This window comes from Lactobacillus johnsonii (assembly GCF_014058685.1).
Classification (GTDB): Bacteria; Bacillota; Bacilli; order Lactobacillales; family Lactobacillaceae; genus Lactobacillus.
Window position 1 is genome coordinate 1,420,887 of record NZ_CP059055.1, and the last position, 25,036, is coordinate 1,445,922.

At 34.0% G+C, this 25,036-nt stretch carries 25 protein-coding genes and 2 pseudogenes; 9 read left to right on the forward strand and 18 right to left on the reverse strand.

Annotation, left to right across the window (positions count from 1 at the left end; genetic code table 11):
- Positions 1 to 5 precede the first annotated feature (5 nt).
- Complete coding sequence (locus H0I41_RS06750) at positions 6 to 386, reverse strand: PTS glucitol/sorbitol transporter subunit IIA (protein ID WP_004897739.1); 381 nt, start codon at positions 384 to 386, stop codon at positions 6 to 8.
- 139 nt (positions 387 to 525) lie between these two features.
- On the opposite strand from H0I41_RS06750, the gene H0I41_RS06755 reads away from it, so the two are divergent.
- Complete coding sequence (locus H0I41_RS06755) at positions 526 to 1,548, forward strand: lactonase family protein (protein ID WP_011161752.1); 1,023 nt, start codon at positions 526 to 528, stop codon at positions 1,546 to 1,548.
- Between the two features lie 69 nt (positions 1,549 to 1,617).
- Positions 1,618 to 1,944: pseudogene (locus H0I41_RS06760) on the forward strand (DNA/RNA helicase domain-containing protein); the annotation flags it as partial.
- A gap of 27 nt (positions 1,945 to 1,971) precedes the next feature.
- On the opposite strand, the gene H0I41_RS06765 reads toward H0I41_RS06760, so the two are convergent.
- Positions 1,972 to 3,021, reverse strand: coding sequence for an IS30-like element ISLjo1 family transposase (locus tag H0I41_RS06765; RefSeq protein WP_011161461.1), 1,050 nt, complete (start codon positions 3,019 to 3,021; stop codon positions 1,972 to 1,974).
- A 107-nt stretch (positions 3,022 to 3,128) separates the two neighbouring features.
- Here H0I41_RS06765 and H0I41_RS06770 point away from each other — a divergent pair.
- Positions 3,129 to 4,049 (forward strand): annotated as a pseudogene (locus tag H0I41_RS06770) (DUF2075 domain-containing protein); the annotation flags it as partial.
- Positions 4,050 to 4,116: 67 nt separating this feature from the next.
- Here H0I41_RS06770 and H0I41_RS06775 read toward each other — a convergent pair.
- The 4 genes from H0I41_RS06775 to yjbM form a co-directional block, all read right to left on the reverse strand.
- Positions 4,117 to 5,892 (reverse strand): oleate hydratase, encoded by a 1,776-nt coding sequence (locus H0I41_RS06775; protein WP_127835937.1) that lies wholly within the window; start codon positions 5,890 to 5,892, stop codon positions 4,117 to 4,119.
- Between the two features lie 99 nt (positions 5,893 to 5,991).
- Positions 5,992 to 6,891, reverse strand: coding sequence for an RluA family pseudouridine synthase (locus tag H0I41_RS06780; protein WP_011161749.1), 900 nt, complete (start codon positions 6,889 to 6,891; stop codon positions 5,992 to 5,994).
- Complete coding sequence (locus H0I41_RS06785; protein ID WP_004897744.1) at positions 6,891 to 7,703, reverse strand: NAD kinase; 813 nt, start codon at positions 7,701 to 7,703, stop codon at positions 6,891 to 6,893. The genes H0I41_RS06780 and H0I41_RS06785 overlap by 1 nt, the downstream gene beginning before the upstream one ends.
- A complete protein-coding gene (yjbM, locus tag H0I41_RS06790) occupies positions 7,703 to 8,329 on the reverse strand; it encodes a GTP diphosphokinase (protein ID WP_004897745.1) in 627 nt (208 codons plus the stop codon). The genes H0I41_RS06785 and yjbM overlap by 1 nt, the downstream gene beginning before the upstream one ends.
- A gap of 77 nt (positions 8,330 to 8,406) precedes the next feature.
- Between yjbM and H0I41_RS06795 the strand changes: the two genes are divergently transcribed.
- Positions 8,407 to 9,030 carry a CYTH domain-containing protein gene (locus H0I41_RS06795; protein WP_004897746.1) on the forward strand — a complete coding sequence of 208 codons (624 nt, stop codon included), beginning with the start codon at positions 8,407 to 8,409 and terminating at the stop codon, positions 9,028 to 9,030.
- A 70-nt stretch (positions 9,031 to 9,100) separates the two neighbouring features.
- Positions 9,101 to 9,706, forward strand: coding sequence for a DsbA family protein (locus H0I41_RS06800; protein ID WP_041818525.1), 606 nt, complete (start codon positions 9,101 to 9,103; stop codon positions 9,704 to 9,706).
- 5 nt (positions 9,707 to 9,711) lie between these two features.
- Here the strand turns inward: H0I41_RS06800 and H0I41_RS06805 are convergent, their stop codons facing one another.
- The 6 genes from H0I41_RS06805 to H0I41_RS06830 all read right to left on the reverse strand — a co-directional run bounded on the left by H0I41_RS06805 (position 9,712) and on the right by H0I41_RS06830 (position 14,310).
- Entirely contained in the window at positions 9,712 to 10,593 is an 882-nt protein-coding gene (locus H0I41_RS06805; protein ID WP_011161747.1) for a competence protein CoiA, read from the reverse strand.
- A gap of 56 nt (positions 10,594 to 10,649) precedes the next feature.
- The gene (locus H0I41_RS06810; RefSeq protein WP_004897749.1) at positions 10,650 to 11,303 is read right to left on the reverse strand and encodes an adaptor protein MecA; all 654 of its coding nucleotides are present in this window, start codon (positions 11,301 to 11,303) and stop codon (positions 10,650 to 10,652) included.
- Between the two features lie 102 nt (positions 11,304 to 11,405).
- Positions 11,406 to 11,807 (reverse strand): transcriptional regulator Spx, encoded by a 402-nt coding sequence (gene spx, locus H0I41_RS06815; RefSeq protein ID WP_135014320.1) that lies wholly within the window; start codon positions 11,805 to 11,807, stop codon positions 11,406 to 11,408.
- A 195-nt stretch (positions 11,808 to 12,002) separates the two neighbouring features.
- Positions 12,003 to 13,742, reverse strand: coding sequence for a phosphoenolpyruvate--protein phosphotransferase (gene ptsP / locus H0I41_RS06820; protein ID WP_004897751.1), 1,740 nt, complete (start codon positions 13,740 to 13,742; stop codon positions 12,003 to 12,005).
- Positions 13,742 to 14,008, reverse strand: coding sequence for a phosphocarrier protein HPr (locus H0I41_RS06825; protein WP_004893814.1), 267 nt, complete (start codon positions 14,006 to 14,008; stop codon positions 13,742 to 13,744). The genes ptsP and H0I41_RS06825 overlap by 1 nt, the downstream gene beginning before the upstream one ends.
- 119 nt (positions 14,009 to 14,127) lie before the next feature.
- Positions 14,128 to 14,310 carry a hypothetical protein gene (locus tag H0I41_RS06830; RefSeq protein ID WP_004893811.1) on the reverse strand — a complete coding sequence of 61 codons (183 nt, stop codon included), beginning with the start codon at positions 14,308 to 14,310 and terminating at the stop codon, positions 14,128 to 14,130.
- A gap of 204 nt (positions 14,311 to 14,514) precedes the next feature.
- Here H0I41_RS06830 and H0I41_RS06835 point away from each other — a divergent pair, with 204 nt between their 5' ends.
- Positions 14,515 to 16,683: an ATP-dependent Clp protease ATP-binding subunit gene (locus H0I41_RS06835; RefSeq protein ID WP_023599819.1), complete on the forward strand. Its 2,169-nt coding sequence runs from the start codon at positions 14,515 to 14,517 to the stop codon at positions 16,681 to 16,683.
- 125 nt (positions 16,684 to 16,808) lie between these two features.
- Positions 16,809 to 17,087 carry a DUF1827 family protein gene (locus H0I41_RS06840; protein WP_034525186.1) on the forward strand — a complete coding sequence of 93 codons (279 nt, stop codon included), beginning with the start codon at positions 16,809 to 16,811 and terminating at the stop codon, positions 17,085 to 17,087.
- 43 nt (positions 17,088 to 17,130) lie between these two features.
- Here H0I41_RS06840 and H0I41_RS06845 read toward each other — a convergent pair whose 3' ends face one another.
- On the reverse strand, positions 17,131 to 18,699 hold the full coding sequence (locus tag H0I41_RS06845; RefSeq protein WP_004897753.1) for a peptide chain release factor 3: 1,569 nt from the start codon (positions 18,697 to 18,699) through the stop codon (positions 17,131 to 17,133).
- The gene (locus tag H0I41_RS06850) at positions 18,699 to 19,565 is read right to left on the reverse strand and encodes a hemolysin family protein (RefSeq protein WP_004897754.1); all 867 of its coding nucleotides are present in this window, start codon (positions 19,563 to 19,565) and stop codon (positions 18,699 to 18,701) included. The genes H0I41_RS06845 and H0I41_RS06850 overlap by 1 nt, the downstream gene beginning before the upstream one ends.
- Before the next feature lie 115 nt (positions 19,566 to 19,680).
- Between H0I41_RS06850 and H0I41_RS06855 the strand changes: the two genes are divergently transcribed.
- On the forward strand, positions 19,681 to 20,142 hold the full coding sequence (locus H0I41_RS06855; RefSeq protein ID WP_135014319.1) for a hypothetical protein: 462 nt from the start codon (positions 19,681 to 19,683) through the stop codon (positions 20,140 to 20,142).
- Here the strand turns inward: H0I41_RS06855 and H0I41_RS06860 are convergent, their stop codons facing one another.
- The 3 genes from H0I41_RS06860 to recX are packed head-to-tail and all read right to left on the reverse strand — an operon-like array spanning position 20,143 to position 22,054.
- Entirely contained in the window at positions 20,143 to 20,640 is a 498-nt protein-coding gene (locus H0I41_RS06860) for a hypothetical protein (RefSeq protein ID WP_011162303.1), read from the reverse strand.
- Positions 20,612 to 21,202, reverse strand: a complete 591-nt coding sequence (locus H0I41_RS06865) for a DUF402 domain-containing protein (protein WP_182094520.1) — start codon at positions 21,200 to 21,202, stop codon at positions 20,612 to 20,614. The genes H0I41_RS06860 and H0I41_RS06865 overlap by 29 nt, the downstream gene beginning before the upstream one ends.
- 36 nt (positions 21,203 to 21,238) lie before the next feature.
- Positions 21,239 to 22,054, reverse strand: coding sequence for a recombination regulator RecX (gene recX, locus H0I41_RS06870; RefSeq protein ID WP_011162305.1), 816 nt, complete (start codon positions 22,052 to 22,054; stop codon positions 21,239 to 21,241).
- A gap of 128 nt (positions 22,055 to 22,182) precedes the next feature.
- On the opposite strand from recX, the gene rlmD reads away from it, so the two are divergent.
- Positions 22,183 to 23,562, forward strand: a complete 1,380-nt coding sequence (rlmD, locus tag H0I41_RS06875; RefSeq protein ID WP_011162306.1) for a 23S rRNA (uracil(1939)-C(5))-methyltransferase RlmD — start codon at positions 22,183 to 22,185, stop codon at positions 23,560 to 23,562.
- 310 nt (positions 23,563 to 23,872) lie between these two features.
- On the opposite strand, the gene H0I41_RS06880 is transcribed toward rlmD, so the two are convergent.
- A complete protein-coding gene (locus tag H0I41_RS06880) occupies positions 23,873 to 25,036 on the reverse strand; it encodes a hydroxymethylglutaryl-CoA synthase (protein ID WP_135014317.1) in 1,164 nt (387 codons plus the stop codon).

Here is a 25,036-nt window from a genome sequence, read left to right on the forward strand (position 1 = left end):
CCCTCTTATCTATGTTCATAGGTAATCCAGTCGCCTACCTTAAATTCTGGCATTTTTTCTTTAGAATCTTTTTCTAAATATATAGCATTAGTCATTGGCTTTTTTGGAACTTCATCAGTAAATACTAAAGTAGCATGACCAATAGCTTGCATATTCATTTGAACCATTGGCCCAACATATAAGGCTAGATAAGTAGTACCATCAATTGTGATAGAATCGTCTTTTTTAAAGACAAATTTTTCTACTGGTGTTGCTGGATCGAACCCTTGTAATACAGCAACATCCCGCAACTTATCAGTAGCTTTATTATCAAACAAAATTACGATGTTATCTGCTGGATCTAATGCTTCCGAACCAATAGCAGTAATTGTAGAATTCCATTTCATTTTTATCAACCTCTTTATTAAATTTTACCATATCAACTTATTTATCCAATAACACTTAATTGCGATTGCCTATTCTTACTAAAAGGTAGAAAATAAATATGTTATGGAAAGTTTTTATCAGGAGGCTAACATAAAAATTATGAAAGTTTGGTTTGGTGGCTATACGAGCCATGACTCAAAAGGTATTTATACTGTTAATGTTGAAAATGATGGAACTGATATTAAACTAACTAATATTAAAAATACTGTTGAAGTTGAAAGACCAACGTATTTCCAATTAGTTGGTGATTTATTGTTTACTATCATCCAAAAAGGCGACCAAAGCGGTATTGCTACCTATAGAATTAAAAATGGTGAAGCTGAAAAATTAGATACCTATTTTCACAAAGGAGCAGCTCCTTGCTACATCAGTGTTGATCCACAAAAGCATTTAGTTTTCACTGCAAATTATCACTTAGCAACTATTAATGTGTTTTCTTACGACAAAAATGGAAAATTAACCTTCATTACTAACGACAAACATGAGGGTCATGGACCAAGAGTAGAACAAGATCAGGCTCACCCACATTTCTTCGATGAAACTCCTGCTGGTAATTTAGTTTCATGTGATTTAGGAATCGACGCTGTTGATTTTTATAAGTTAGACGATAACAGATTAAAACACCTAGCACGCTATCAAATGGAAAAAGGCTTTGGTACTCGGCACCTTACCTTTTCACCAGATGGTAAAACCATGTACATTGTTGGTGAATTATCTAGTCAGGTTAATGTTGCCCGTTTAAATGAAAACACTTGGGAATTTGAGGATATAGCAACATATAAGACTATCCCGGATGATTTTACTGATCATAATGGAGCTGCTGCAATTCGAATTTCTAAAGATGGAAAATTTATTTATATTTCTAATCGTGGTCATGATTCAATTGCTGTCTTTAAAGTTTTAGATGATGGAAAACTAGAATTAGCCCAAAGAATTTCTGTCTTTGGTTCCTTCCCACGTGATTTTAACTGGGATAAAGCAGAAAAGTACCTAGTTGTAGCTAATCAAAATACTAATAACGCAACTCTTTACCGTCGAAACTCTGAAACCGGTAATCTAACTCCAATTCAAAAAGACATTTCTGTTCCTGAAGCTACACGCGTATTATTTGAAGAAGATTAAACTCATTCTATAAATTAAGCCATGAATATTCATGGCTTTTCTTTATTTATTGGAAAAAGGATATACAATATGCAAAATAATGCAGCTGATAAACTTTCACCTTTCACGAAATTAACAATAGAACAACAAAATCTAATTACTCAAATTATTTCTTTTACTAAACAACACATTAATCGGAACTTTCCCGCTGTTTTCACCATCTATGGCGAGGCTGGTACAGGAAAAAGCGTTGTTCTTTCTTCCCTGTTTTACCAAATACAAAAATTACGTCATGATAAAACTAGTAGTATTTATCAAACTAACAATTATTTTCTTGTTAATCATCCAGAGATTTTGAAAGTTTATCGTCAAATTGCTGGAACTTTACCTAACCTCTTAAAGAAAAATTTTCGCAAATTGCAATAATAAATTGAACACTTTTAGTTAAGCTGCTTGATAGATTAGATCTAATTCTCTTTCAAAGATTTCATCTGGTGTATGATAGGCCAGTATCTTTCTTGGCAAAGAATTGCACCAGGTTTCAATATTAATGATGTCTTGTAAAGAATAGTTAGCTATTGCTTCTCCCTTAGGAATGAATCTGCGAATAAGACCATTGTGTCTTTCAACTGTTCCCTTATCACAAGAAGTGTAAGGATGGGCATAGTAAACCAGTGTATTGGATACTTTTTCTAGGTTGGAAAGATCTGCAAACTCTGAGCCATTATCAGTGGTAATGGTTTTAAAAATATCATTCCAATGTTCGCTGTATTGCCTTTGGAGTTCTTTAAAGGCCTGCATGACACTGACAGAAGTCTTGTCAGGAATACGAAGAATTAAAAACTCACGACTCATACGCTCAGATAAGGTTAGCAGTACCTCATCATCTTTGCTCTTATGTCCGAGAACTAAATCGCATTCCCAATGACCGAATTCATTACGTTTATTGATCTCTTTAGGACGTTCTTCAATGCTTCTGCCAAGTTTTTTCTTATTTTTGCGAATACGATGAAGCTTAGTATTGCGTTTAAGCTTCTCTGGCAAGTCGTAATTATAAATTCCTAATAAGCCTTGATCAACGTAATTATAAAGAGTTTTGGTGCAGACAACATCGCTGCTAGCGAATTCGCCAACAGCAGTAGCACGATTACTGCACACATCAAGCGACCAGCCATCTTTAAAAAAATGCTTGTGGACATAGCGCATGAATTGAGCTTTCCTGAGAAAGTCTGATTTGCGCCCACAATTTTTACGATGAGCTTTATATGCATCATGCCCTTGAGTAGCCTTATATTTTTTGACTTTACCATGATACAGTTTTACAGTGCCACGCTTAACCTCATAGCTGATAGTAGAAGGAGAACAGTTAAGTTCACGGGCAATTGCACGCAAAGAATAGCCATCTTTCAAACGCAATTGAATAATAACTCGCTCTTCAAATGATAAATGCTTGCCTTTAACGTGCTGGTTCATGGTAGAATGTAAAGAGTCCATTTTGACCTCCAATAGAAAGTTTTTGTGGTTATTAACATTCTATCAAACAGGTCCGAATGGACTTTTTATTTTTTATCAAGTGTTCAATTTAATTTTACAATCAGCGAAAGAAAAATTTTCAAAGACCAACTACTTTTATTAATCAATTAGATAAGAAAAATGAACACGCTGATATTGTTATAATCGATGAAGCGCACTTACTTCTTTCTAAGCCAGATCATTACAATAATTTTTATCATGAAAATCAGTTAACTGAAATTATTAAAAGAAGCAAGGTAGTGATTTTAGTATTTGATCCATATCAAGTACTAAAAATGAAAACTCTTTGGACTAAAGATCGCCTAGAAAAAATTATCGATCCCTATCCTCATCAAAAATATCATTTAAAACATCAATTTAGGATGACTGCTTCTTCTGAATTACTTAGTTGGTTCAATTCATTTACTAAACATAAAATCATCGATCCTATCCCTACTAATGCTAATAGCAACTATGACTTTCGTATTTTTGATAATGCCGAGAAAATGCGAAAGGAAATCGTTAAGCGCAACTGTGAAGTAGGATTAAGTCGAGTTCTTTCTACATCCGGCTATCCTTCGACCTTAGATGGAGGCAAACATTACATCCAAGAAGGAAAATTCAAAATGCCATGGGACCAATATAACTACACTGCCACTCCTTGGGCTGAAATACCAAAAACAATTGATGAGGTAGGCTCAATATATACTTGTCAGGGATTTGATTTAAACTATGCTGGTATTATTATCGGTCCGCCCATCAGCCAAATCCCCGGCACAAACAAAATCCGTGTTAATTTAGACAAAATAACTGATGTAGAAATGTTTAAAAAGAGAAAAGATTTATCTGATCCTCGTGAAATCAAAACTCTTGAAGAAGAAATGGTTCTTAATTCTTTAAATGTTTTATTTAAGCGGGGAATCAAAGGAACTTATCTTTATGCTCATGATCCCTTGCTTAGAAAAAGCTTAGTCTCTATGTTCAAGCAAGCAACACAAAAGACAAAATAAAAGATTATGGTTTAAAACAAACCATAATCTTTTTTGTTAATTCTCATTCAAATAAATTGTTACATCTTTAAATTAGATTTGCTTCTTCAAGCAATTCTTCAATCCATGTTCCCTTAATCTTTTTCATACCAGCTTTTACAGCTAACTTTTCCGGTAATGGCATTTCTTGGTCTGCTAATTTCTTTTTATCAGACATGTAATACATAGCACGAAGTAATTCCCGGATATCATAAACAGAACTCCAAACTTCTGGAACTCCTCGATCTACATTAAGTAGTGTATAAACAGATTCCATAGCTGTTCTAACTGAATATTCTGTAGTAAACACTGTATCTCTAGTAGGGCTTTCAGCAAAGTTACCAATAAATGCCAAATTTTTTGATCCTTCTGGTACAACAGCTGGCCGGTCACCATCATGACGAGGCATGAAGTAACTAGTAATATAAGGCATATATACCGGAACGGTGTTCATATTTTCTTCTGAAGATAATTCTTTAATTTCACTTTCTGGCACACCCAAATGATAAAGCATTTCTTCAGCAATTTCTTGTCCAGTACAGTCGACTACCTTTTTCTTAATATAATTCCCCTCAGTATCTGAATACAAAGCATAGATCCAGACTACAATCTCATTTGGCTTTTGAGTTGGAAAATGAGGTTGACGGTGAATAGTAAAACTTAGACCCCAATTTGAATCTGTAACCGTAATAATTCCACCAGTATTTACTTTTCCATCATACAAACTACGTTTAGTCAATCTTTCAAAGTAAGGGGCTACTTTTTTATTCTTTAACGTTGTAGTTGCAGAAACAAACCATGATTTTTCAGGTAAATTTTCACTAAAGACATCAGGGTGACCAAATGCCGGATCTTGTTTAGCTAAGTTTTCCCATAACTTCCAAGATCCACCCTTAGCATGAGTAATTGGCGCAGGCGTAGTTTGGTTCCCATAAGTAGAGCTTTCAGTAATTGATCCATTAGTTACAAAGACAATGTCATCTTCAGTTAAATCAATATCTTCTTGCTTACCGTTCTTCTTCATCACAATCTTTTTAGCAACTTTTTCATTTCCTTCATGGTCAACTAATACATTTTCTACTTGAACACCATATTCAAATTTAACGCCATGGTCTTTTAGATATTTAAGTAGTGGCTTCACCATAGAATCATATTGATCATATTTGTTAAACTTCAAGGCAGTAAAGTCAGGTAAACCATCAATATGGTGAATGAAACGCATACAATAACGTCTCATCTCTGCAAGAGAATGCCATTTTTCAAAAGCAAACATCGTTGACCAATAAGTCCAAAAATTAGTTTCAAAAAATTCAGGTGAAAACCATTCTTCAATTGTTTTTCCTTGAAGTTCAGATTCTGGTGTTAAAACTAACTTAACAATTTCACTAGCATGCGAACCCAATTGATATAGTCCATCTGTTGGCAATTCATTACCACGCTTATGAATCAATCGACAATTCGAGGAGTTAGGATCCTCTTTATCAAGCCAGTAATATTCATCTAAGTAAGAAGCTCCTGGTATCCGCAATGATGGAACTGATCGATACATGTCCCACATACATTCAAAGTGGTCTTCCATTTCTCTACCACCTCGAACTACAAAACCAGCATTAGGCCGGTTAGTCCCATCTAGAGAGCCGCCCGCAACATCCAATTCTTCTAAAATATGAATTTTATCACCAGACATCTTAGCATCTCGAACCAAAAAGAATGCTGCTGAAAGGCCCGCTAATCCACTACCGATTATGTAAGCAGATTTCTTGTCTACACCAGCCGGCTTTTTAGTATCCGCAAAAGCTTCATAGTTTCCTTTTGAATAGTACATACAAGTGATCCTCTTTTCTATATTTGAATAGTATTAACACTTCTTATATTTAATTCTATGTAAAGCGGTTACACTAGTCAATCAATTTAGCTGTTATATTTATAATTCATTACTTATCAAGTTCTTCCATAATATTTCCATATCAATAGGATCTGCTATTTCAATTTTTTGTCTTTTTTCTGAAAAAGGATCATCAAATTCAAGATAAAAACAATTTAACGCTTGTCGCTTAAAATTATCTTTAATTCCATACAAAGGATCACCGAACAAGGGATGTCCTAAATATTGCATGTGCACTCTAATTTGATGAGTTCGTCCAGTTAAAAGCTGTAATTCTATTAAGCTAGCACCTTTAACTTGATCTAAAACCCGATATTTTGTAACTGATCTTTGTCCGTTATTTACTACTCCGCGCTTAACTCCGGCATCTATTTTGCCAATTGGTGCATCAATAGTTCCTTGTCTTTGTGCTTCTTCAAAATTTCCATGCACAATTGCATGATATTTCTTAATAAACTCATTCTTTTCCATCTTACTAAAACGTGCATGCGCAACTGCGTTTTTTCCTACCAAAACTAATCCAGATGTATCTCGATCAAGTCTTGTGATCACATGTGGCTTAAGATCAGTTTGTTTTTGTTGTTGAAAATAGTGCAATAAACGATTTACTACTGCATCACTATCTTCATAGCGAGATGGAATTGACAAGATTCCGGCATCTTTATTAATAACTAAATAATCTTTTTGTTCAAAAACGATATTTAGCTTCTTAGACGAGGGCTTTAACCATTTATTTTCTTTTTCTTCTCCTAAAATAAAAATTACTTCATCTCCAGCATGCAGCAAGTAGCTAGTATACCGGCGGTGATGATTCACTAGAACCATCCCACCATGATGCTGGCTATTAGTCAAAGCGCGTTTAGAAAAACCATTTTTTAACAAAAAACGCCCCAGTTTCTGAGGTGTTTTATTTTCAAATTTTAATTTAAAATATTGCATTATTGTTTATCTTTAGGTTGGCCGATAAAAGCATCTTCTACACGATTCCAAAAATGAGTATGTTGATACTTATCGAAGCGAATAACATGTTGAGAAATACGGTACTCAATTTTTTTAATATGCTTGTGATTAAATTCATAACCATCAAATGTAACTACATAATGATCATCACTACCTGTTTCCGGCTTAATGGTGATCCATTCATCGGGTGCAATTACAATTGGAGATGAGAGTGTTCTAAACACACGATTATTAATTGAAGCTATTTCAGTCATTTGTAAAGCTTTTAAACGTGGATGAATGACAGCACCGCCTAATGACTTACTATAGGCAGTAGAACCTGTAGGGGTAGAAACACATAAGCCATCTCCCTTAAAACTTTCAAAAAACTGGTCTCTGATGTAAACATCGGCCTTTAAAGTCTTAGAAACTCGTTTAATAGTTGCCTCATTTAATGCAAGCAACTTTTTCTTTTCACCTGCTCCAGTAGTAATGATCAATTCCAAGAGTGGATAGGAAGCTGAAGATGGTTGCTTCTTAGTCAAATTATCTACCATCTTGTTAATTTCAAAATTACGCCAGTCAGTATAAAAACCTAAGTGTCCAGTATGAACACCAATGAATCTAATTTTATCAACTAGATTTTGGTATTTATGAAATCCCGAAATTAATGTTCCATCTCCTCCGATAGTAATTACCACGTCAGGATTTTCAGGATCAATTTCAATTTTTCTAGCATTTAGTAATTTTTCTAATGCTTTAACTACTGCTAAGGTTTCAACTTTATCATTATAAACGAGTGCGACTTTCATTATTGCTCTTTTCCTTTAGATTTAGTAAAAATTCTCTGTGCTTCCTGCACTTCATCTTTAATTGATGACATTTCTTCATCTAACTTATAAGCAGCCTCAGCTGTTGTCTTAAGTCGCTTAGAAATATCTTCCGGGTATTTTCCCTGATATTTATAGTTCAGTGTGTGTTCTACTGTTGCCCAGAAATTCATTGCTAAGGTACGAATTTGAATTTCAGCAATTATTTTCTTTGGTCCATCAGGTAAAAAAACTGAATATTCAATTACCATATGATAGGATCGATATCCTGATGGTTTAGCATTTTGAATATAGTCTCTTTCCTCAACTACTTGCATATCTTGCCGTTCATGAATTAAATCAACTACTCGATAGATATCATCAACAAATTGACACATAATTCTAATACCAGCAATATCTTGCATATCATTCTCAATGACCTCAGGGGCAATAACACGCCGTGTCATTTTTTCTTTAATTGAATCAACTGTTTTAACACGTCCGACCACGAATTCAATCGGCGAATGCTCACCCTTGTTTAAAAAACTTTGTCTAAGTGATCGAAATTTAACTTTTAATTCAGAAACAGCCTGTTGATAAGGCCATAAAAATAAATCCCAATCTTTCATGTATAAATCCTTTCCGTTTCAAACAAAATTATTCTACCATATAGAGGGATAACATTAACTAGTGAAAGGATAAAATTATGAGTAAAAATTTAGAAATCGAATCAAAAACTCTACTAGATAAAGAAACCTATGAGAAAATGCGTGCAGCTTTTACCGCAAAATCTGATTTTATTCAAAAGAATTATTATTTTGATACACCAGACTTTGATTTAAAAAATAGTGATGCTAGCTTAAGAATCAGAATTCTTGTTGATCATGCAGAGCAAACTATTAAAGTTAAAGAAACTAATCCTAAGGAAAAGAAATACAGTGAACGGATCGAAATTAATGATTTACTATCTGTAGCACAAGCTGAACAAATGACTCAAAGTTCATATGAAGGTGACTTCTTTTTATTTGGGGGAGATGTTGGTGATTACCTCCAAAAGCATTATTCCAATGAAGCAATTCACTCTTTGAAATTAATTTCTTGGAGTCAAACTCGAAGAATACTAGCTAACGGTCCAGAAAACTGTGAATTGACTTTAGATTTAACAGAATTTCCAGATGGATACTATGACTTTGAATTAGAAATTGAAAATGATGATCCTGATATCATCAAAAAGGTACTTTCTGAATTAGAAAAACAATTTAATTTTACAGTTAATAAGGAAAATACTAATCAAAGTAAAGTACAGCGTGCTTGGGAACATAAAAAATAAAACAAATTTTTTTCCATTTCATTCATTTTCTGATACAGTATTCATGAACTTGGATGGAGGAAATAACAAAATGTTTGAAATATTTTTCTTTGTTAATCCAATTGGGGTTAACTGTTATCAAAATGAGCAGGAAATAATCGCTGCAGTCAGTGGTTACAATCAAAATATTTCTTACCACTTTATTCCCATAACTACGATGAACACAATTCGGAACGATATCAAAGCTAGACATCTTTCTTTAAATAATGTCGAAGTTTTCAACACTTTTAGTCAAAGTGCTTACAACGCAACTAAAGATTATCACACTCTAAAATTAATTGTCGGCAATAAAAAAGCTAGACAATATATCATTAATTTGCAGCATGCGATTAATGATATGAATAGAACTTATTCTCCAGAGCTCGTTGATGAGATTCTAAATTCTTTAGATGTTTCAATAAAAAACTTCAAAAAGAATCGAGAATCAAACTACATAAAGCTCTCAATGGATAAGGATTTAAAACTCGCTGATGACTTAAACGTCGTCACTACTCCTACAACCATTATTTTTAACTATGATGATGACCAAGGAGATTCTGGTATGATGATCGAAGGTTGCGCAAATCGTGAAGAAATTGAATCTGCAATCGTTGGGGATAAACAGACTAGTAGTGATAATAGTTTACGCTTGTTATAATTCAATTAGGCTAGATGATTTTTTGAATCATCTAGCTTTTTTTGTAGATAAGTTATTATTGGACTCTTTTCCTTTGGCTCCCTCAGTTCTAAAAATAGTTTCTCAGGTATATCTGCTACTGAAAAATGTAATTGGTATAACAAAGAAGCAATTTCTAACCCTAGTTTACTTTTATGAGTAATTTGTTTCTGTAAATATATTTTTTGATCTTGAATAGAAGAATACTTTATATTTCGTCGATTAGTTGGAGCAAAAGTAAATAAATTTGCAATTCCCTTCTCATCTAAAGAAAAATGTTTTATATCATAACTTATTTCTGAACTAACTGCAGCCTTTAAAATATTATATTTTAATGTAATTACACAACTAAATGGATTAATTTCTAAATAATACCATTGCCATTTTGGGCTATACCTTAGAAATATTTCTTTTGAACGATTAAGTTTATTTTTTAAATAATGCCTTTGACCCACAATCCAAATATCTTTTATAGATAATTTTTCATATAAACTATGTCGATGCTTAAATTCTGTCTCGCTTAACGGAGCACACTGCACTTCAAAAGCTAATTTATTTTCTACTAATACATCAGCTCTCAATTGTTGATCAAGCAATGGGACCTCAACTTCTGCATTAACTCCATTTGCTTTTAGTGCAGTACATAAAAGTTGCTTAGATTGATAATGTTCTTCTTTCTCTCCTGTTCCCCTAACTTGATAGAAATGCTTAAAAAATGGTAGCTTTTCTTCTGATAGAATCAAAATCATTCGTTTTCTACAAGACGGACAAGTATAATAATCCTGATTTAACTTCTTAAATCCTTTATTAACTTGTTCTGCTTCCTTGATGGCTAAGACTAATTTTTTATTTAAAATAGCTGCGTACATTTTATCGCCCAATATTATATACGCAAAAAGAGAGATGATTTTTTCATCTCCCTTTTTTAATCGAAATATTCTCTTATATTCCCTAATGCATCTTGGCCAATTAAGCACTTAGCATTTTTCTTTATTCTTTGGAATTGCTTTTCAGTCATTCCAGTTCCATATTCATTAGCAATTACCCAAGTATCTTCGGGTTTCAATTCTACATAATTATCATCTAAATAGGCTAAATCTAGATAGTATTCATGATGATAGGTATATAAACTGGAGGCTAATCCTTCAACCTTTAAAGCATCGGCTAAGGCTGCAACTAAATCAATACTATCCAGCTTAAAGACGCGACGATTATCACTGACTAATTTTTCACGATCATCATTAATTTCAGTTTTGCGTTGATCATCATCTCCAGCCCCTAATCCCTTTAAAAGATCTCTTAATTGATCATTCGGATTGTTACTACTATCATCATCACTATCAGGTACTTTTGAAATAAGTAATTCTAATCCAGAACTACTTGGCATCACCTGAAAAGTAACGGGATCTCCTTTAGCAAAAGTATGATCTGTGTCGACTTCACTTAAAATTTGATAGAAGAAATGTTGAATTTGACTTTTGTTTCCTAACAAGTCGAGCATTGTTATTCCGCGTTCTTTAAGTTCATCTGCGTCCATTGTTACACGAATGGTATTTTCACTTATTCTGTGTACTTCCACTTATTATCACCTCGAAGTCTCTATCTTTAATACATTGTAACCTATTTTCCTACTCATATAAAAACGCTAGCTTAAAAAAGCTAACGTTTTTACAATTTTTAATTAAAAATCAGCAGTCATTGCTTGGATCTCTTCAAGTTCTAAGCGACGAACTTTACGAGGAAGAAATCTCCTAATTTCATCTTCGTTGTAGCCTACCTGTAAACGTCTATCATCCATAATGATTGGACGTCTTAATAGGCTAGGATTCTTTTCAACAAGATCAATTAGTTGATCAATTGATAAATCATCTAAATTAATCTTTAAGTTTTGGAAAGTACGAGAACGAGTAGAAATAATTTCTTCTGTGCCGTTTTCAGTCATTCGTAAAACTTGCATGATTTCCTCTTTATTTAGTGGATTGGCGAAAATATTTCTTTCCTTAAATGAAATATCGTATTCCTTCAACCATGCTTTAGCTTTACGACATGAAGTACAACTTGGTGATGTATATAAATTTAACACTTAACTCCACACTCCTTTGCGTGTAGAAAAATAACTACTGTTTCACTTACATAAGATATTGTATCACAAATACTTGTCTTTTATAAGTTGTAATCAAATTTCTTTTATTAGCTTACATAGTATACTTTAGCAACAAATATTGAAGTTTGTGTGAAGTTCTAACAAAAAAAGAGTACTATTTTAGTACTCTTTTTTCTAATCAAGAATATTAAGCTTCTTCATAGTTTCTTCAACTAATTTCTTGTTTTCATCAGCAGTTTCTGAAACAAAACAAGCTTTATTTGCTAATTCTTTAATATCTTCAGTATTGATCTTCTTCATCAAACTTCTGATACGTAAAATTGAAGTTGCACTCATTGAGTATTCATCAAGTCCCATTGACAAAAGGATTGGGAACATAATGTCATCACCTGCAGCTTCACCACACATACCACACCAAATACCATTTTCATGAGCACCATCAATAGTGTGCTTAATCAAACGTAAAACAGATGGGTTGTATGGTTGGTAAAGATAAGAAACGTTATCATTACCACGATCAGCAGCCATAGTATATTGGATTAAGTCGTTAGTTCCAATTGAGAAGAAATCAACTTCTTTAGCAAATTGATCAGCTAAGACAGCAGCAGCTGGAACTTCGATCATCATACCAACTTGTAAGTCGTCACCGATCTTAACGCCTTCTTTAGCGAGTTTATCTTTTTCTTCAGCTAAGATTTGTTTTGCTTCACGTAATTCTGCTAAAGTACCAATCATTGGGAACATAATTCCTAATGGACCATATGCAGATGCACGAAGTAAGGCTCTTAATTGAGTTCTAAAGATATCCTTGTATTGCATTGAAAGACGGATAGCACGAACACCTAAGAATGGGTTCATTTCTTCTGGAAGATCCCAGTAATCTAAGTGCTTGTCTCCACCAATATCACAAGTTCTAATGATAGTTTGCTTACCATCCATGTCTTCGATAACTTTCTTGTAAGCATCAAATTGAGCTTCTTCGGATGGGAAGTCTTTTGAATCCATGTATAAGAATTCAGTTCTGTACAAACCAATTGCTTCAGCACCGTTTTCTTTTACACCCTTCATATCATTAGGAGTACCGATGTTAGCAGCGATAATAAATTTCTTACCATTTGCAGTTACAGATGGTTCATTCTTTAGCTTCTTCCATTCTTCCTTTTGCTTAGCGAAGGCTTCACCTTTCTTAGTGTATTCTTCGATTTGAGCATCAGTTGGATTAATGATAGCATCGCCGTCTAAACCATCGGCAATAAGCATATCGCCATCTTTAACATCTTTAGTAATAGTTTCAGTACCAACAACAGCTGGAATTTCCAATGAACGAGCCATGATTGCTGAGTGAGCAGTTCTACCACCAACATCAGTTACAAATCCCTTAACGTACTTCTTGTTAAGTTGAGCTGTATCACTTGGTGTTAAATCGTAGGCTACTACTACAACTTCATGGTCAATAGCTGCAGGATCTGGCAATTTCTTACCAAGAAGATGTGCCATAAGACGCTTTGAAACATCGCGTACGTCAGCTGCACGTTCTTGCATATATGCATTGTCAGTCATACCTTCAAAAATAGTAATGAATTTTTGAGCAGTTTCATCTAATGCAGCTTCAGCATTAATTTTTTGATCTTTGATTTCTGTTTCAATAGCCCCAGTAAATTCTGGGTCGCTTAAGAATAGAAGGTGGGCATCAAAAACTTGTGCTTCTTCTGGTCCTAAACTTTCCTTAGCTTTATCACGAACTTTTTCAAGTTCTTTAGTTGATTCTTCAACAACTTTTTTAAAGCGAGCTACTTCAGCATCAACATCGCTAACTGAGGTTTTAGAAAACGAAAGGTCAGGTTCTACCAAAAGGTAGGCTGGTGCAACTGCAATACCATCACTGGCTGCAATTCCCTTTAAAGTTTTCGACATTATTCAGCTAAACCTTCCTTTTTCATAGTGTCAGCAATAGCTTCAATTGCTTCTTTAGCATCGTCACCATCAGCAGTAATAGTTACATCTGCACCTTGGCCAACACCTAAAGACATAACACCCATGATTGACTTCAAGTTTACTGATTTACCATTGTATTCCAAGTTAATATCTGAGTTAAACTTAGAAGCAGCTTGTACCAACAAAGTAGCTGGACGAGCATGAATACCAGTTTCAGCAATAATATGAAATTCGCGTTTTTCCATTTTAAATTATCTCCTTTAAAATCAAAAATAATCGGGAGTTTTATACCCACTCGTTTATTAGGTTATCATGTTTTTTAAATGAAAACAACACAAATGTAAATGTTTACATTATAAAGTACTTAATTTTCATTATCAGATAAGGTATAAATTATATCCCCACCTCTTTGGGCAATCCCAGTTATACTCTGTCTTTTACCATAGCTTCTAAGAGCTAATTGAAATTGAAAAGCATCTTTGGGACTAACTCTATACTCTTTTAATTCACCACTTATAATTTTATCTAATATTTCTTTATAATCCATTTCTTATACTTATCTCCTTGAAGTTTCCGCATCTTTATAAAAAATTTTTTCTTTATCCTATTATATCAATTTTCCATAAAAATCTGGGCTTACCACTTGCAATTAGTAAGTATCCGTACTATGATATTAGCAAGTTAGCACTCATATATCAAGAGTGCTAAAATAGGAATATAGCCTGAATATTATAAGAAAGGCGGAATATTAATGTTATGCGATAACTGTCACGAACGTCCTGCCTCTATTCATCTTTATACAAATGTAAATGGGCAAGATCGTGAAATCTCATTATGTCAACAATGTTATCAAGAATTGAAAAATCAACAAGGACAAAATAATAGTATGAATAATAACAATGCATTTTTTGGCGATTTTGATGATTTATTCAACGCCTTAAATAATAACAACAATGAACAAAATAATCCTCAAGGACATAATCCACGCATGCAAATGGGTGGTGGCCGCAGAGGTGGAAACAATGGTGGTCAAAAATCCCTACTCGACCAGTATGGTACAGATTTAACCGACTTAGCAAAAAAAGGTAAGATTGATCCAGTTATTGGTCGTGATAAAGAAATTGCTCGCGTTATTGAAATTTTAAACAGACGGACTAAAAATAATCCTGTTCTTATCGGAGAAGCCGGTGTTGGTAAAACTGCTGTTGTTGAAGGCTTAGCACAACAAATTGTCGACGGTTCAGTTCCAGCTAAGCTTCAAGATAAAAGAATCATTTCTTTAAATATGGTATCAATGGTTCAAGGAACTGGAATTCGCGGTCAATTTGAACAAAGAATGCAACAACTAATCAAAGAATTAGAACAAAACGATAATATCATCCTATTTATTGATGAAATTCATGAATTAGTTGGTGCTGGCAACGCTGAAGGTGGTATGGATGCTGGTAACATTATTAAACCAGCCTTAGCTCGTGGAGATTTCCAATTAATTGGTGCTACTACTATTAAGGAATATCGAAACATCGAAAAGGATTCTGCCCTTGCTCGTAGATTCCAACCAGTGGAGGTTAAAGAGCCTACAACTGAAGAAACAATTAAGATTTTGCAAGGCATTCGTAAGCGTTACGAAGATTACCACCATGTTCACTATACTGATGAATCTATACAAGCTGCAGTAGATCTTTCTTCACGCTACATTCAAGATCGTTTCTTACCTGATAAAGCTATTGATCTTTTAGACGAAGCTGGTTCAAGGATGAATCTCACTATTCCTTATGTTGATAGTGAAAAAATCAAAGAAAGACTAGATGCTGCTGAAAGCTTAAAGCAAGATGCTTTAAAAAATGAAGATTACGAAAAAGCTGCCTACTATCGTGATCAGATTGAAAAGTATGAAAAATTAAAAGATCAGAAAGTAGATCCTGATCAAACACCTAAAATCACTGAAAAGATCATGAATAAGATCGTTGAGGAAAAAACTAATATTCCTGTCGGTGACTTACAAAAACAAGAAGAAACTCAATTAAAGAATTTAGCTACTGACCTTAAAGATAATGTAATTGGTCAAAACAAAGCCGTTGAAACTGTTGCTCGGGCAATAAGACGAAATCGAGTTGGATTTAACAAATCTGGTCGTCCAATCGGCTCATTCTTATTTGTAGGACCTACTGGTGTAGGTAAAACAGAATTAGCTAAACAATTAGCCAAGCAAATCTTTGGTACAGAAGATGCAATGATTCGATTTGATATGAGCGAATATATGGAACAATACTCTGTATCTAAGCTAATCGGATCTGCACCAGGTTATGTAGGTTATGAAGAAGCTGGTCAATTAACAGAAAGGGTACGCCATAATCCATATAGCTTAATTTTATTTGATGAAATTGAAAAAGCTCATCCTGATGTACTCCACCTATTCTTGCAAATTCTCGATGATGGCCGCTTAACTGATTCGCAAGGTCGCACAGTTTCCTTTAAAGATACCATCATCATTATGACTTCTAATGCTGGTCAAGGAATCAAAGAAGCTAGCGTAGGTTTTGCAGCTGAAAACAGTCATCAAGAACAATTTAAGAATAGCTTAGGTCAATACTTTAAACCTGAATTCTTAAATAGACTTGATGATATAGTTGAATTTAATGCACTTGATAAGAAAGACTTAATCAAGATTGTTGATTTAATGCTTGCAAACACCAATGATATGGTAAAAGATCAGGGCCTACATATTGATGTTACACCTGAAGCAAAAGAACTTCTTGTCGAAAAAGGTTATGATCCTTCTATGGGTGCTCGTCCACTTCGTCGTACGATCCAAGAAGAAATTGAAGATAAGGTAGCCGATTATAAACTTGATAATCCAGCTGCTAAAGACCTAAAGGCTAATGTAGTTGACGGTAAAATAGTAATTAGTGAAAATTAATTATTTAGGAGCAAATAAGAGTCACAGGTTCCGTGACTCTTATTTTTATTTTTATAAATTCTGCAAAAAGGTTATACTTAAATTGGGATTTTAAAGACACATTATATATCGAGGTTATAAATATGATGCATTTAATTGATGTTACAAATAGCTACCGTGATTTAGTCCAAAGACAATTAGCAGCTACTAATAGTCAATTCGTAAAAGTTTACTCTTTAGGTAATACCACAGTAGTATACAGCGAAACAGCTGATAAAATTGAAATCGTTATGGAAAATCATAAACGTCCTATTAGACAAGATGAAGTAGAATTTGTTATTAAGCGTCTAATTCATGAAGATCGAATTTATGATATAACAGTTGATAAAAGTAGAAAAATTATTTCTATCACTTGTGATCGTTAAAATCGCAAAAAGCCGTGGAGTTGCTCCACGGCTTTTTTCTATCTTATAATCTTGAAGTCAATTCAACATCAGGATACTTATCTTTAAACCATCTCTCAGCAAATGCATTTTCAAATAAGAACAATGGCTCACCATCCCGATCTTTAACCAATAAGTTACGGGATGATGACATTTTAGGATCTAATTGATCCGGGTTAATCCAACGAGCCACACGATTTCCTAATGTATGGAGCTCAACTTCTGAATTGTATTCATTTTTCATTCTGAAAGAGAATACTTCAAATTGTAATTGACCAACTGCCCCCAAAATATAATCATCAGTTGAATAGCCACGATAAAGTTGAATCGCACCTTCCTGAACTAATTGATTCATCCCTTTATGGAATGATTTTTGCTTCATAACATTTTTAGCAGTTACTCGCATAAAAATTTCAGGCGTAAATTGTGGTAACTCTGGATAGACAATTTTCTTCTTTCCAGCATAAATTGAGTCACCAATCTGAAAATTACCCGTATCATACAAACCAACTATATCTCCAGCTACTGCATCAGAAACTTGTACACGTTCACTAGACATAAACTCAGTTGCATTATTCAATCGAACAGGCTTACCAGTTCGAGCTAAAGTTACATCAATTCCCTTTTTGAATTCGCCGCTTCCAATTCTTACAAAAGCAATTCGATCACGGTGGTTAGGATTCATGTTTGCTTGAATTTTAAAAACAAAACCAGAGAATTCTGGATCATCTGCAGCTAACTTTTCATCTTCATTAACCACATGTTCTTGAGGAGCAGGTGCTAAATTAACAAAACTATCCAAGAAAGTTTCTACCCCAAAGTTAGTTAAAGCCGATCCAAAGAAGACTGGTGTTTGATCTCCTCTTAAAATCTTATCTTTATCAAAAGTATTTCCAGCTTCTTTCAACAAGTCAATATCATCTAAAGTCGATTGGTATAGACTATCCTGTGCTAAAGCTTCATCTTCAGATAATTTGCCATTTTCATCTAATGGTAAATAGCGATCATCTTCATCTTTTCGATAGAGTTCAACCCGATTGTTTGCAATGTCGTATAAGCCTTTTAATTGCTTTCCCATACCAATTGGCCAGTTCATTGCTACACCTTCAATGCCTAGCAAATCTTCTAATTCAGCAATTAAGTCTAGTGGTTCACGTCCATCCCGATCTAATTTGTTCATGAAAGTAAAGATCGGAATACCTCTCTTCTTTACAACTTTAAACAGCTTTTTAGTTTGAGGTTCAATACCTTTAGCAGAATCAATAACCATTACTGCAGCATCAACAGCCATTAAGGTCCGATAGGTATCTTCAGAGAAATCTTGGTGTCCAGGAGTATCTAGAATATTAATTCTCTTTCCTTGGTATTCAAATTGCATTACTGAACTAGTAACTGAAATACCACGCTTTTTTTCAATTGCCATCCAGTCACTAGTTGCATAGTGACCACTTTTACGTGCTTTAACTGTACCTGCGCTTCGAATTACTCCACCAAAAAGGAGCATTTGTTCAGTAATTGTAGTCTTACCCGCATCCGGGTGAGAAATAATCGCAAATGTGCGTCTTTTTTTCACTTCATCCGTTAACTTTGTCATTAATCTTTAGCTTCTTCCTTTTCTTGTTTTTCTGGAATTGTGAGCAGCAGTGTTAATAAACGAGAACCTTTCATTCGTCTCGTGGTTAAAACCATCCCATTATCAAGTTTAACGCTCAACTTCTCTCCCTTAGCGGGAATTAGACCTAATTTAGTAATTACATATCCAGCAACAGTATCCACATTTTCCATTGCCAAATCAGTTCCAAATTCTTCATTGAAGTCAGCTAAAGGCATTTTTCCATAAATAACATACTCTCTTGGCCCAATTTTTGAAAATAATACCTCAGCCTTATCAACTTCATCGTCAATATCGCCGACAATTTCTTCAATTAAATCTTCAATTGTTGCGAGTCCAACAACGCCGCCGTACTCATCAGTCAAAATAGCAAGCTGTCTTTGGGTCTCCTGCATCTCGACTAACAATTCTCCTAATTCAATAGTTTCAGGTGCAAATAAAGGCTTAAACATAACCTGATCGTAGTCTAGCTTATCAAAACCAACTTTATGAGCTTTTCGTAAGACAGTTCTAATATGAATGACGCCTACAATCTTATCTTTATCTCCATCATAAACAGGCACTCTTGAATAAGGCTCTTTTAAGATCTTATCTAAGTTTTCTTGAAAACTATCATTAATATCGACCATGAAAGCATCAGTTCGAGGCACCATTACTTCTCGTGCCATCTTTTCCTCAAATTCAAGAATACCTTCCATCATTGAATATTCACGATCGCTGATTTCTTTTTGCTCATGTAATTTATTTAAAATTTTATTTAGCTTACGTTGGCCATCGATATCTTCATCGCCACGAAATTTAGCTCTTAATTTGCTAAATATATCCCCCGCACCGGGATCACTACTCATCTTTAAATTCTCTCTTTCTATTGATGTGTTAAGGCCCATTTTAATCACAATTATCGGTAATTATATCACATGCAAATATATGATAAAATAAGGAACAAGAAATGGGGTCCTATAGATGAAAAAACAAAACATCTACTTAGTATTTACTTTTTTACTATTAATTCCGTATATTTGCAGTTTAACCCTAGTTGGTATCTGTTATAATGCCTTAGTTAGACATTCTAGTGACATTTTTAGAAGTTTTATCGGTGCCCTAGTTGGTACAATTATTATATTTGCAATTAAGGCCACTATTCAACGTCCACTTGATTTAGTCTCTGATGAAGTACCAAATAACTTGTTTAAACAGATTTTACGTTTTTATAGTATTCGTAGACGTAAATTTCTACTTATTTGTAATTGTTTAGTTGACTTTGCCCTCTGCTGGCTTGCCATGGACTTAGTAAGAAAATTCTTCTCACTATCTTTTATTATTGGCAATTCCGTTGGGATAGTCTTATTGATCATGCTAATTTCAACATGTATTGGCGCTTATATTGAATATGATAATCTTTCTATTGACCCTAAACAGAAGTAATTATTTTGAACTTTCTTCAGAACTGGTATCTAGATATAAAATCTGGGCCAGTTCTTTTGTTTCTAAGTTTAATTTAGCTAAAACATATGGTTTTTCACTATCGCCTAAATTTTCGTACATAGTAATGCCATCTTTTGACAATTTATCTAAAAAAGTAGGAATAACAAAATTTAAAGGTTGGCTAAAGAAAGCTAAATTACTATCTGGTGTATTAATTTCTGCAATTTCTGAAGCAGGTAATTCAAATTTATTTAATCCTGCAACAGGCATTTGTTTGTCATCAGCCAAGATTCCATACCAAAACATAAAGTTTTCTGGTCCAAATACCACCAAGCTTGCTCGTTCATTTTCATACCCATTGTCTTTGATAAACTTTTGGAATACAGGATCATTTTCCATCTCTTGAATAGCAGCTGTATATGTCTTATTTTCGTCAATTTGATTTGGCATAAAAACCTTACCGATAAAGTTATGTGCCGAGTATTTTTCTTTCTTCATTTTCTCTCCCCTTAAAAAAGCTTCGATCTAAGTCAGGACGTAATTGGTTATAGCGTTCATACCAAATTTGTACAAACTTTCTAGCAAACGGTCCCTTCTTTTGATCAATCCAATCTAATAATTCAAAACTAGTACTACACAAAATACTATCAATCTCTTCGCTATAATGCCAGCGTTTTTTGTTCATTGCATACTCATCGGCATCTAGAAGTCTTTTTTCTCCATCTGGAAAAACTTTAATATCTAGATCATAGTCGATATATTTTAATGCTTCTCGATCTAAAATAAATGGACTAGCTAAATTTGCATAGTATGCAACACCATCTGGCCTAAGCATTGCTATCACATTAAACCAAAGTTTACGATGAAAATAAACAATTGCTGGTTCACGACTAATCCATTTTCTACCGTCTTCTTCGGTAATTAAAGTCCGATCATTAACGCCAATAATAATATTTTGTTCTGTTTTAACTACCATAGTGTCACGCCAATTTCGGTGTAGCGTACCATTATGTTTATAACTTTGTATTGCGATATAATCGCCTTCACGAGGCATCTCCATGATATTCGCCTCCTAACTAAATATTATACCAGCAAATTAATATTCATCTATTTCTTCTAAATTTACTACTTCACCACTTAAAAAACTATCAATCTCTCCACTGGAAAAACCATGTTGAAATAAGTATCTTTTAACTTTCTGTCGTCTCTTAAAGTCATCATCTCTTCGATAACGACGCCAAGCTTTAATTCCTTGTTTTTTCAAGGCCTCTAGTTGATCATCTTCTGTACTTTCTAAATCTAACTGATCAACTACAAGTTCTCCTAGCTCTTGGTTAAAACCATGTGTTTGTAGTTTTTTTAGCGCTTTTTGCTTAATTTCTTTATACGACATTTTTCCTACTTGATGACCAATTGAATGTATTAAGCGCATACCAGCTTCTATCCATTCTTCATCATCTACTTCATAAAGAGAATCCTGAATAATATCGTTAGCTACACCTTTTTGTTTTAATTTACTACTAATTGATCTTGGGCCATCTTTTCCTACTCTAAGGTTATTCTGGATAAATAAGCGTGCAAAATTATTATCATCAAGATAATTTAATTCTATTAAGTTTTCTATAGCACTTTGACTAGCTTCTGGACTAATCCCCTGCTTATTTAAATAAGTTAAAACTTCATATACACTACGCGGCTGATAGCTTAAATAAGACATAGCTAGCTGGAGCGCATGACTATCTGCTTCAGCTTTTTTTATTTTTTCAATATCTTCAAGGCTTAGTTCAGTTCCTTTTAACAGTCTTTTTTCAGCTAAGGTTCTTTCACTGACACTGAAGGCATATTCATTATCAATAAAAATATTATAGCGTCCCTTCCGCTTTTGTGTACTAATCTTAGTAATAATTGGCATTATCACACCTTCTTCATTTTTTTATTTCTTCTATATTATAATAAATTAAATACTTGTATCACTTGAAAATAACGCTTATGCTTATTGTGACACTTTTTTCATGAATCAATCGAAATGAGGGCCTTATTTTGACAAAATTTACTAAAAACAAACAAGAAAAAAATATTATCATCACTATTAAACGCTTGGGTATTAATGGTGAAGGTATTGGATACTATAAAAAGAAAATTATTTTTATTCCTGGTGCGCTTCCAAATGAGGTAGTTGTTGCTAAGATCGTTGATCGCCATCCACACTATCTGGAAGGTGAATTAGTAAGAATTAAAGAAAAATCTCCTGACAGAGTTACCTTTCCTAAAGGAGTTGATCCTGCAGTTGGTGGATTAGAACTCGCACACCTTTCTTATCCAAAACAACTTGAATTTAAACAACACCTAATTCTAGAATCGCTTAGAAAATATCATCCAAGAGACTATATTAAATATAAAGTTAAAAAGACAATTCCTACACCAAACGCTTGGAATTATCGAAATAAAGCTCAATATCAAATTGAATTTAATAAGGGGAAGAGTAAACTTGGTCTCTATGCTCCTAATTCCCGTCGTCTTATTGACCTGCCTGATATGCCTACTCAAACAAAAGAGACTCAAAAAGTAGAACGTGAAATTAAGAAACTAATCGATAAACTTCACATCCGAATTGCCGACTTTAGACGTCATACCGATGGAATTAAAACCATTGCCGTTCGTCAAAGCAATGCTACTGGTGAAATTCAGGTAACTTTAATTACAATTGGTAAAAAAATTAAAGATCTCAAGTTACTTGCTAGTCATATTATGAAACTTCCGAATGTAGTTTCTGTTTTCCAAAATGAAACTCAATGGCAAAATCCTCAAGTTTGGGGCAATAAAACTATTAAATTGTTCGGAAAGTCACATATTACAGAAGAAATACTAGGTAAAAAATTTAAGCTTTCACCACGCGCATTTTTCCAGCTTAACCCTGAACAAACTACTACTCTTTACTCAGAAGCCCTTAAATATCTTGACTTAACTCCTGATCAAACTTTGATCGATGCTTATGCGGGCGTTGGTACTTTGGGAATCTTAGCTAGCGATCAAGTAAGACAGGTTATTGGAATTGAATCTATTCCTGAAGCCGTAATCGATGCTCAAGAAAACTGCCGCTTAAATCATGTAAGAAATGCGGAATATATTCAAGGAAATGTAGAAAAATTACTTCCAGAACTAAAAAATCAAGGTGTTCCAATTAATGCATTAATCGTCGACCCTCCACGTACAGGATTAAGCAAAAAGTTAATTAAAACTCTACTTGAAGTAAAGCCTGAAACCTTTGTTTATGTTTCTTGTAACCCAGCTACTCTTGCAAAAGATTTAGTTCTTCTAAGTGACGCTTATGATGTTAGGGTAATTCAACCGGTTGATATGATGCCACAAACACCACGTTGGGAAGGCGTTACCAAACTAGTTTTAAGAAAAAATAAGTAATTATATTAATTTAAGCAGTCGATGTGACTGCTTTTTTTGTGCTTATAAAAAAGGTTGTAGACTGCCTGGTCTACAACCTTTTTTCAAGTGGATGAGGTAAATACTATCTAGCGCCATAACGTCAGTATCTGGGTTTGATATTATGACTTGATCAACATCACTTGTTTGCATCTGTATTGAATAACGACTATTTGATCTTACTAAGAGAATCTTGTCTTTAAAACACTACAATCTGGAGATAAAAACTATTTACAATATTATTCTACCTCTCCACACATCTTATTATAACAACTATGTAAGCGAATACAAGTTATTTAACTTGATATTGGCGGATATCATTACGAATACCAGCAAAATAATATCTACCAGTTTCTTCATCACTGATAAGTTCAACATTGTTTTCTGGATCTTCCAAACCTGCATAAAAGATTTCCTCATATTCGGCAACACTAAGCTTGCTTCGATTATCTAATAAAGCTTTATCTCCAACCTTATCAAGTTGTTTTTCATAGCCTTCAACTACATTTGCGGAATAAAATTCAGCCATTGCACCTGAACCATAAGAAAATAGACCGACTAAGTCTCCAGCTTTTAACCTACCATTTTCAAGTAAACTAAGTAGACTCAAGTATAACGATCCAGTGTAAATATTACCTACATTTGCATTCAATTCTTTAGCTGCAGTAAAGCTGTCCATTAACCGGGCATTTGTTTCTTCATCCGTTCCCTCAACAGCTAATCTATTTGCCTTTAATCCCATCTTAGTAAAAGGTAAGTGGTAGACAATAGCGGCAAAATCTTTTGTTTCAAGATTCTTTTGTTCTTTGTAAGCAGAAAAAGTATGTTTGAAAAAGTCTAAGTAAACCTGGGTAGAATACTTTCCATCTACCTTGGCTGTTTTAGAATAGTTAGGGCGCCAGAAATCATTGATATCCTCACTATAAGCACTATGGCCTTCATTTAATTCTAAAATTCTTGGATTACTAGAAATTAATAAACTAACACTTCCAGCTCCTTGAGTAACTTCACCAGCAGTATTAACCCCATAGCGAGCAATATCACTGCCGATAACAATAGCAGTTTGATCAGGATGAAGTCGTACAAAATCTTGGGCAATCATTAAGCCAGCCGTTAAGCCAAAACATGCTTCCTTAACTTCAAAAGCTCTCACAGTAGGATCTAACCCTAATGCCGATTTTACAAATAAAGAGCCAGATTTAGATTGATCCACACTACTTTCAGTACCAAAAATCAAAAGTCCTACTTTTGATTTATCAATCTTATCGATATAGCGTAGAGTTGCATTAATTCCCATTGAAACTGCATCTTGAGTTGGATCTGCAACGCTCATTTTTTTCTGTCCAATCCCAATTAAAAATTTATTTGGATCTTGATTCCTAGCATGGGCTAAATCCACCATATCAACATACTTATTTGGAGTAAAATATCCAATTTGATCAATTCCAACCTTCAT

Coding starts and splice junctions, on each gene's coding strand:
- H0I41_RS06750 (WP_004897739.1), bottom strand. CDS start 386: ATGAAATGGAATTCTACAATTACTGCTATTGGTTCGGAAGCATTAGAT.
- H0I41_RS06755 (WP_011161752.1), top strand. CDS start 526: ATGAAAGTTTGGTTTGGTGGCTATACGAGCCATGACTCAAAAGGTATT.
- H0I41_RS06765 (WP_011161461.1), bottom strand. CDS start 3,021: ATGGACTCTTTACATTCTACCATGAACCAGCACGTTAAAGGCAAGCAT.
- H0I41_RS06775 (WP_127835937.1), bottom strand. CDS start 5,892: ATGTACTATTCAAAAGGAAACTATGAAGCTTTTGCGGATACTAAAAAG.
- H0I41_RS06780 (WP_011161749.1), bottom strand. CDS start 6,891: ATGCAATATTTTAAATTAAAATTTGAAAATAAAACACCTCAGAAACTG.
- H0I41_RS06785 (WP_004897744.1), bottom strand. CDS start 7,703: ATGAAAGTCGCACTCGTTTATAATGATAAAGTTGAAACCTTAGCAGTA.
- yjbM (WP_004897745.1), bottom strand. CDS start 8,329: ATGAAAGATTGGGATTTATTTTTATGGCCTTATCAACAGGCTGTTTCT.
- H0I41_RS06795 (WP_004897746.1), top strand. CDS start 8,407: ATGAGTAAAAATTTAGAAATCGAATCAAAAACTCTACTAGATAAAGAA.
- H0I41_RS06800 (WP_041818525.1), top strand. CDS start 9,101: ATGTTTGAAATATTTTTCTTTGTTAATCCAATTGGGGTTAACTGTTAT.
- H0I41_RS06805 (WP_011161747.1), bottom strand. CDS start 10,593: ATGTACGCAGCTATTTTAAATAAAAAATTAGTCTTAGCCATCAAGGAA.
- ptsP (WP_004897751.1), bottom strand. CDS start 13,742: ATGTCGAAAACTTTAAAGGGAATTGCAGCCAGTGATGGTATTGCAGTT.
- H0I41_RS06825 (WP_004893814.1), bottom strand. CDS start 14,008: ATGGAAAAACGCGAATTTCATATTATTGCTGAAACTGGTATTCATGCT.
- H0I41_RS06830 (WP_004893811.1), bottom strand. CDS start 14,310: ATGGATTATAAAGAAATATTAGATAAAATTATAAGTGGTGAATTAAAA.
- H0I41_RS06835 (WP_023599819.1), top strand. CDS start 14,515: ATGTTATGCGATAACTGTCACGAACGTCCTGCCTCTATTCATCTTTAT.
- H0I41_RS06840 (WP_034525186.1), top strand. CDS start 16,809: ATGCATTTAATTGATGTTACAAATAGCTACCGTGATTTAGTCCAAAGA.
- H0I41_RS06845 (WP_004897753.1), bottom strand. CDS start 18,699: ATGACAAAGTTAACGGATGAAGTGAAAAAAAGACGCACATTTGCGATT.
- H0I41_RS06850 (WP_004897754.1), bottom strand. CDS start 19,565: ATGAGTAGTGATCCCGGTGCGGGGGATATATTTAGCAAATTAAGAGCT.
- H0I41_RS06855 (WP_135014319.1), top strand. CDS start 19,681: ATGAAAAAACAAAACATCTACTTAGTATTTACTTTTTTACTATTAATT.
- H0I41_RS06860 (WP_011162303.1), bottom strand. CDS start 20,640: ATGAAGAAAGAAAAATACTCGGCACATAACTTTATCGGTAAGGTTTTT.
- H0I41_RS06865 (WP_182094520.1), bottom strand. CDS start 21,202: ATGGAGATGCCTCGTGAAGGCGATTATATCGCAATACAAAGTTATAAA.
- recX (WP_011162305.1), bottom strand. CDS start 22,054: ATGCCAATTATTACTAAGATTAGTACACAAAAGCGGAAGGGACGCTAT.
- H0I41_RS06880 (WP_135014317.1), bottom strand. CDS start 25,036: ATGAAGGTTGGAATTGATCAAATTGGATATTTTACTCCAAATAAGTAT.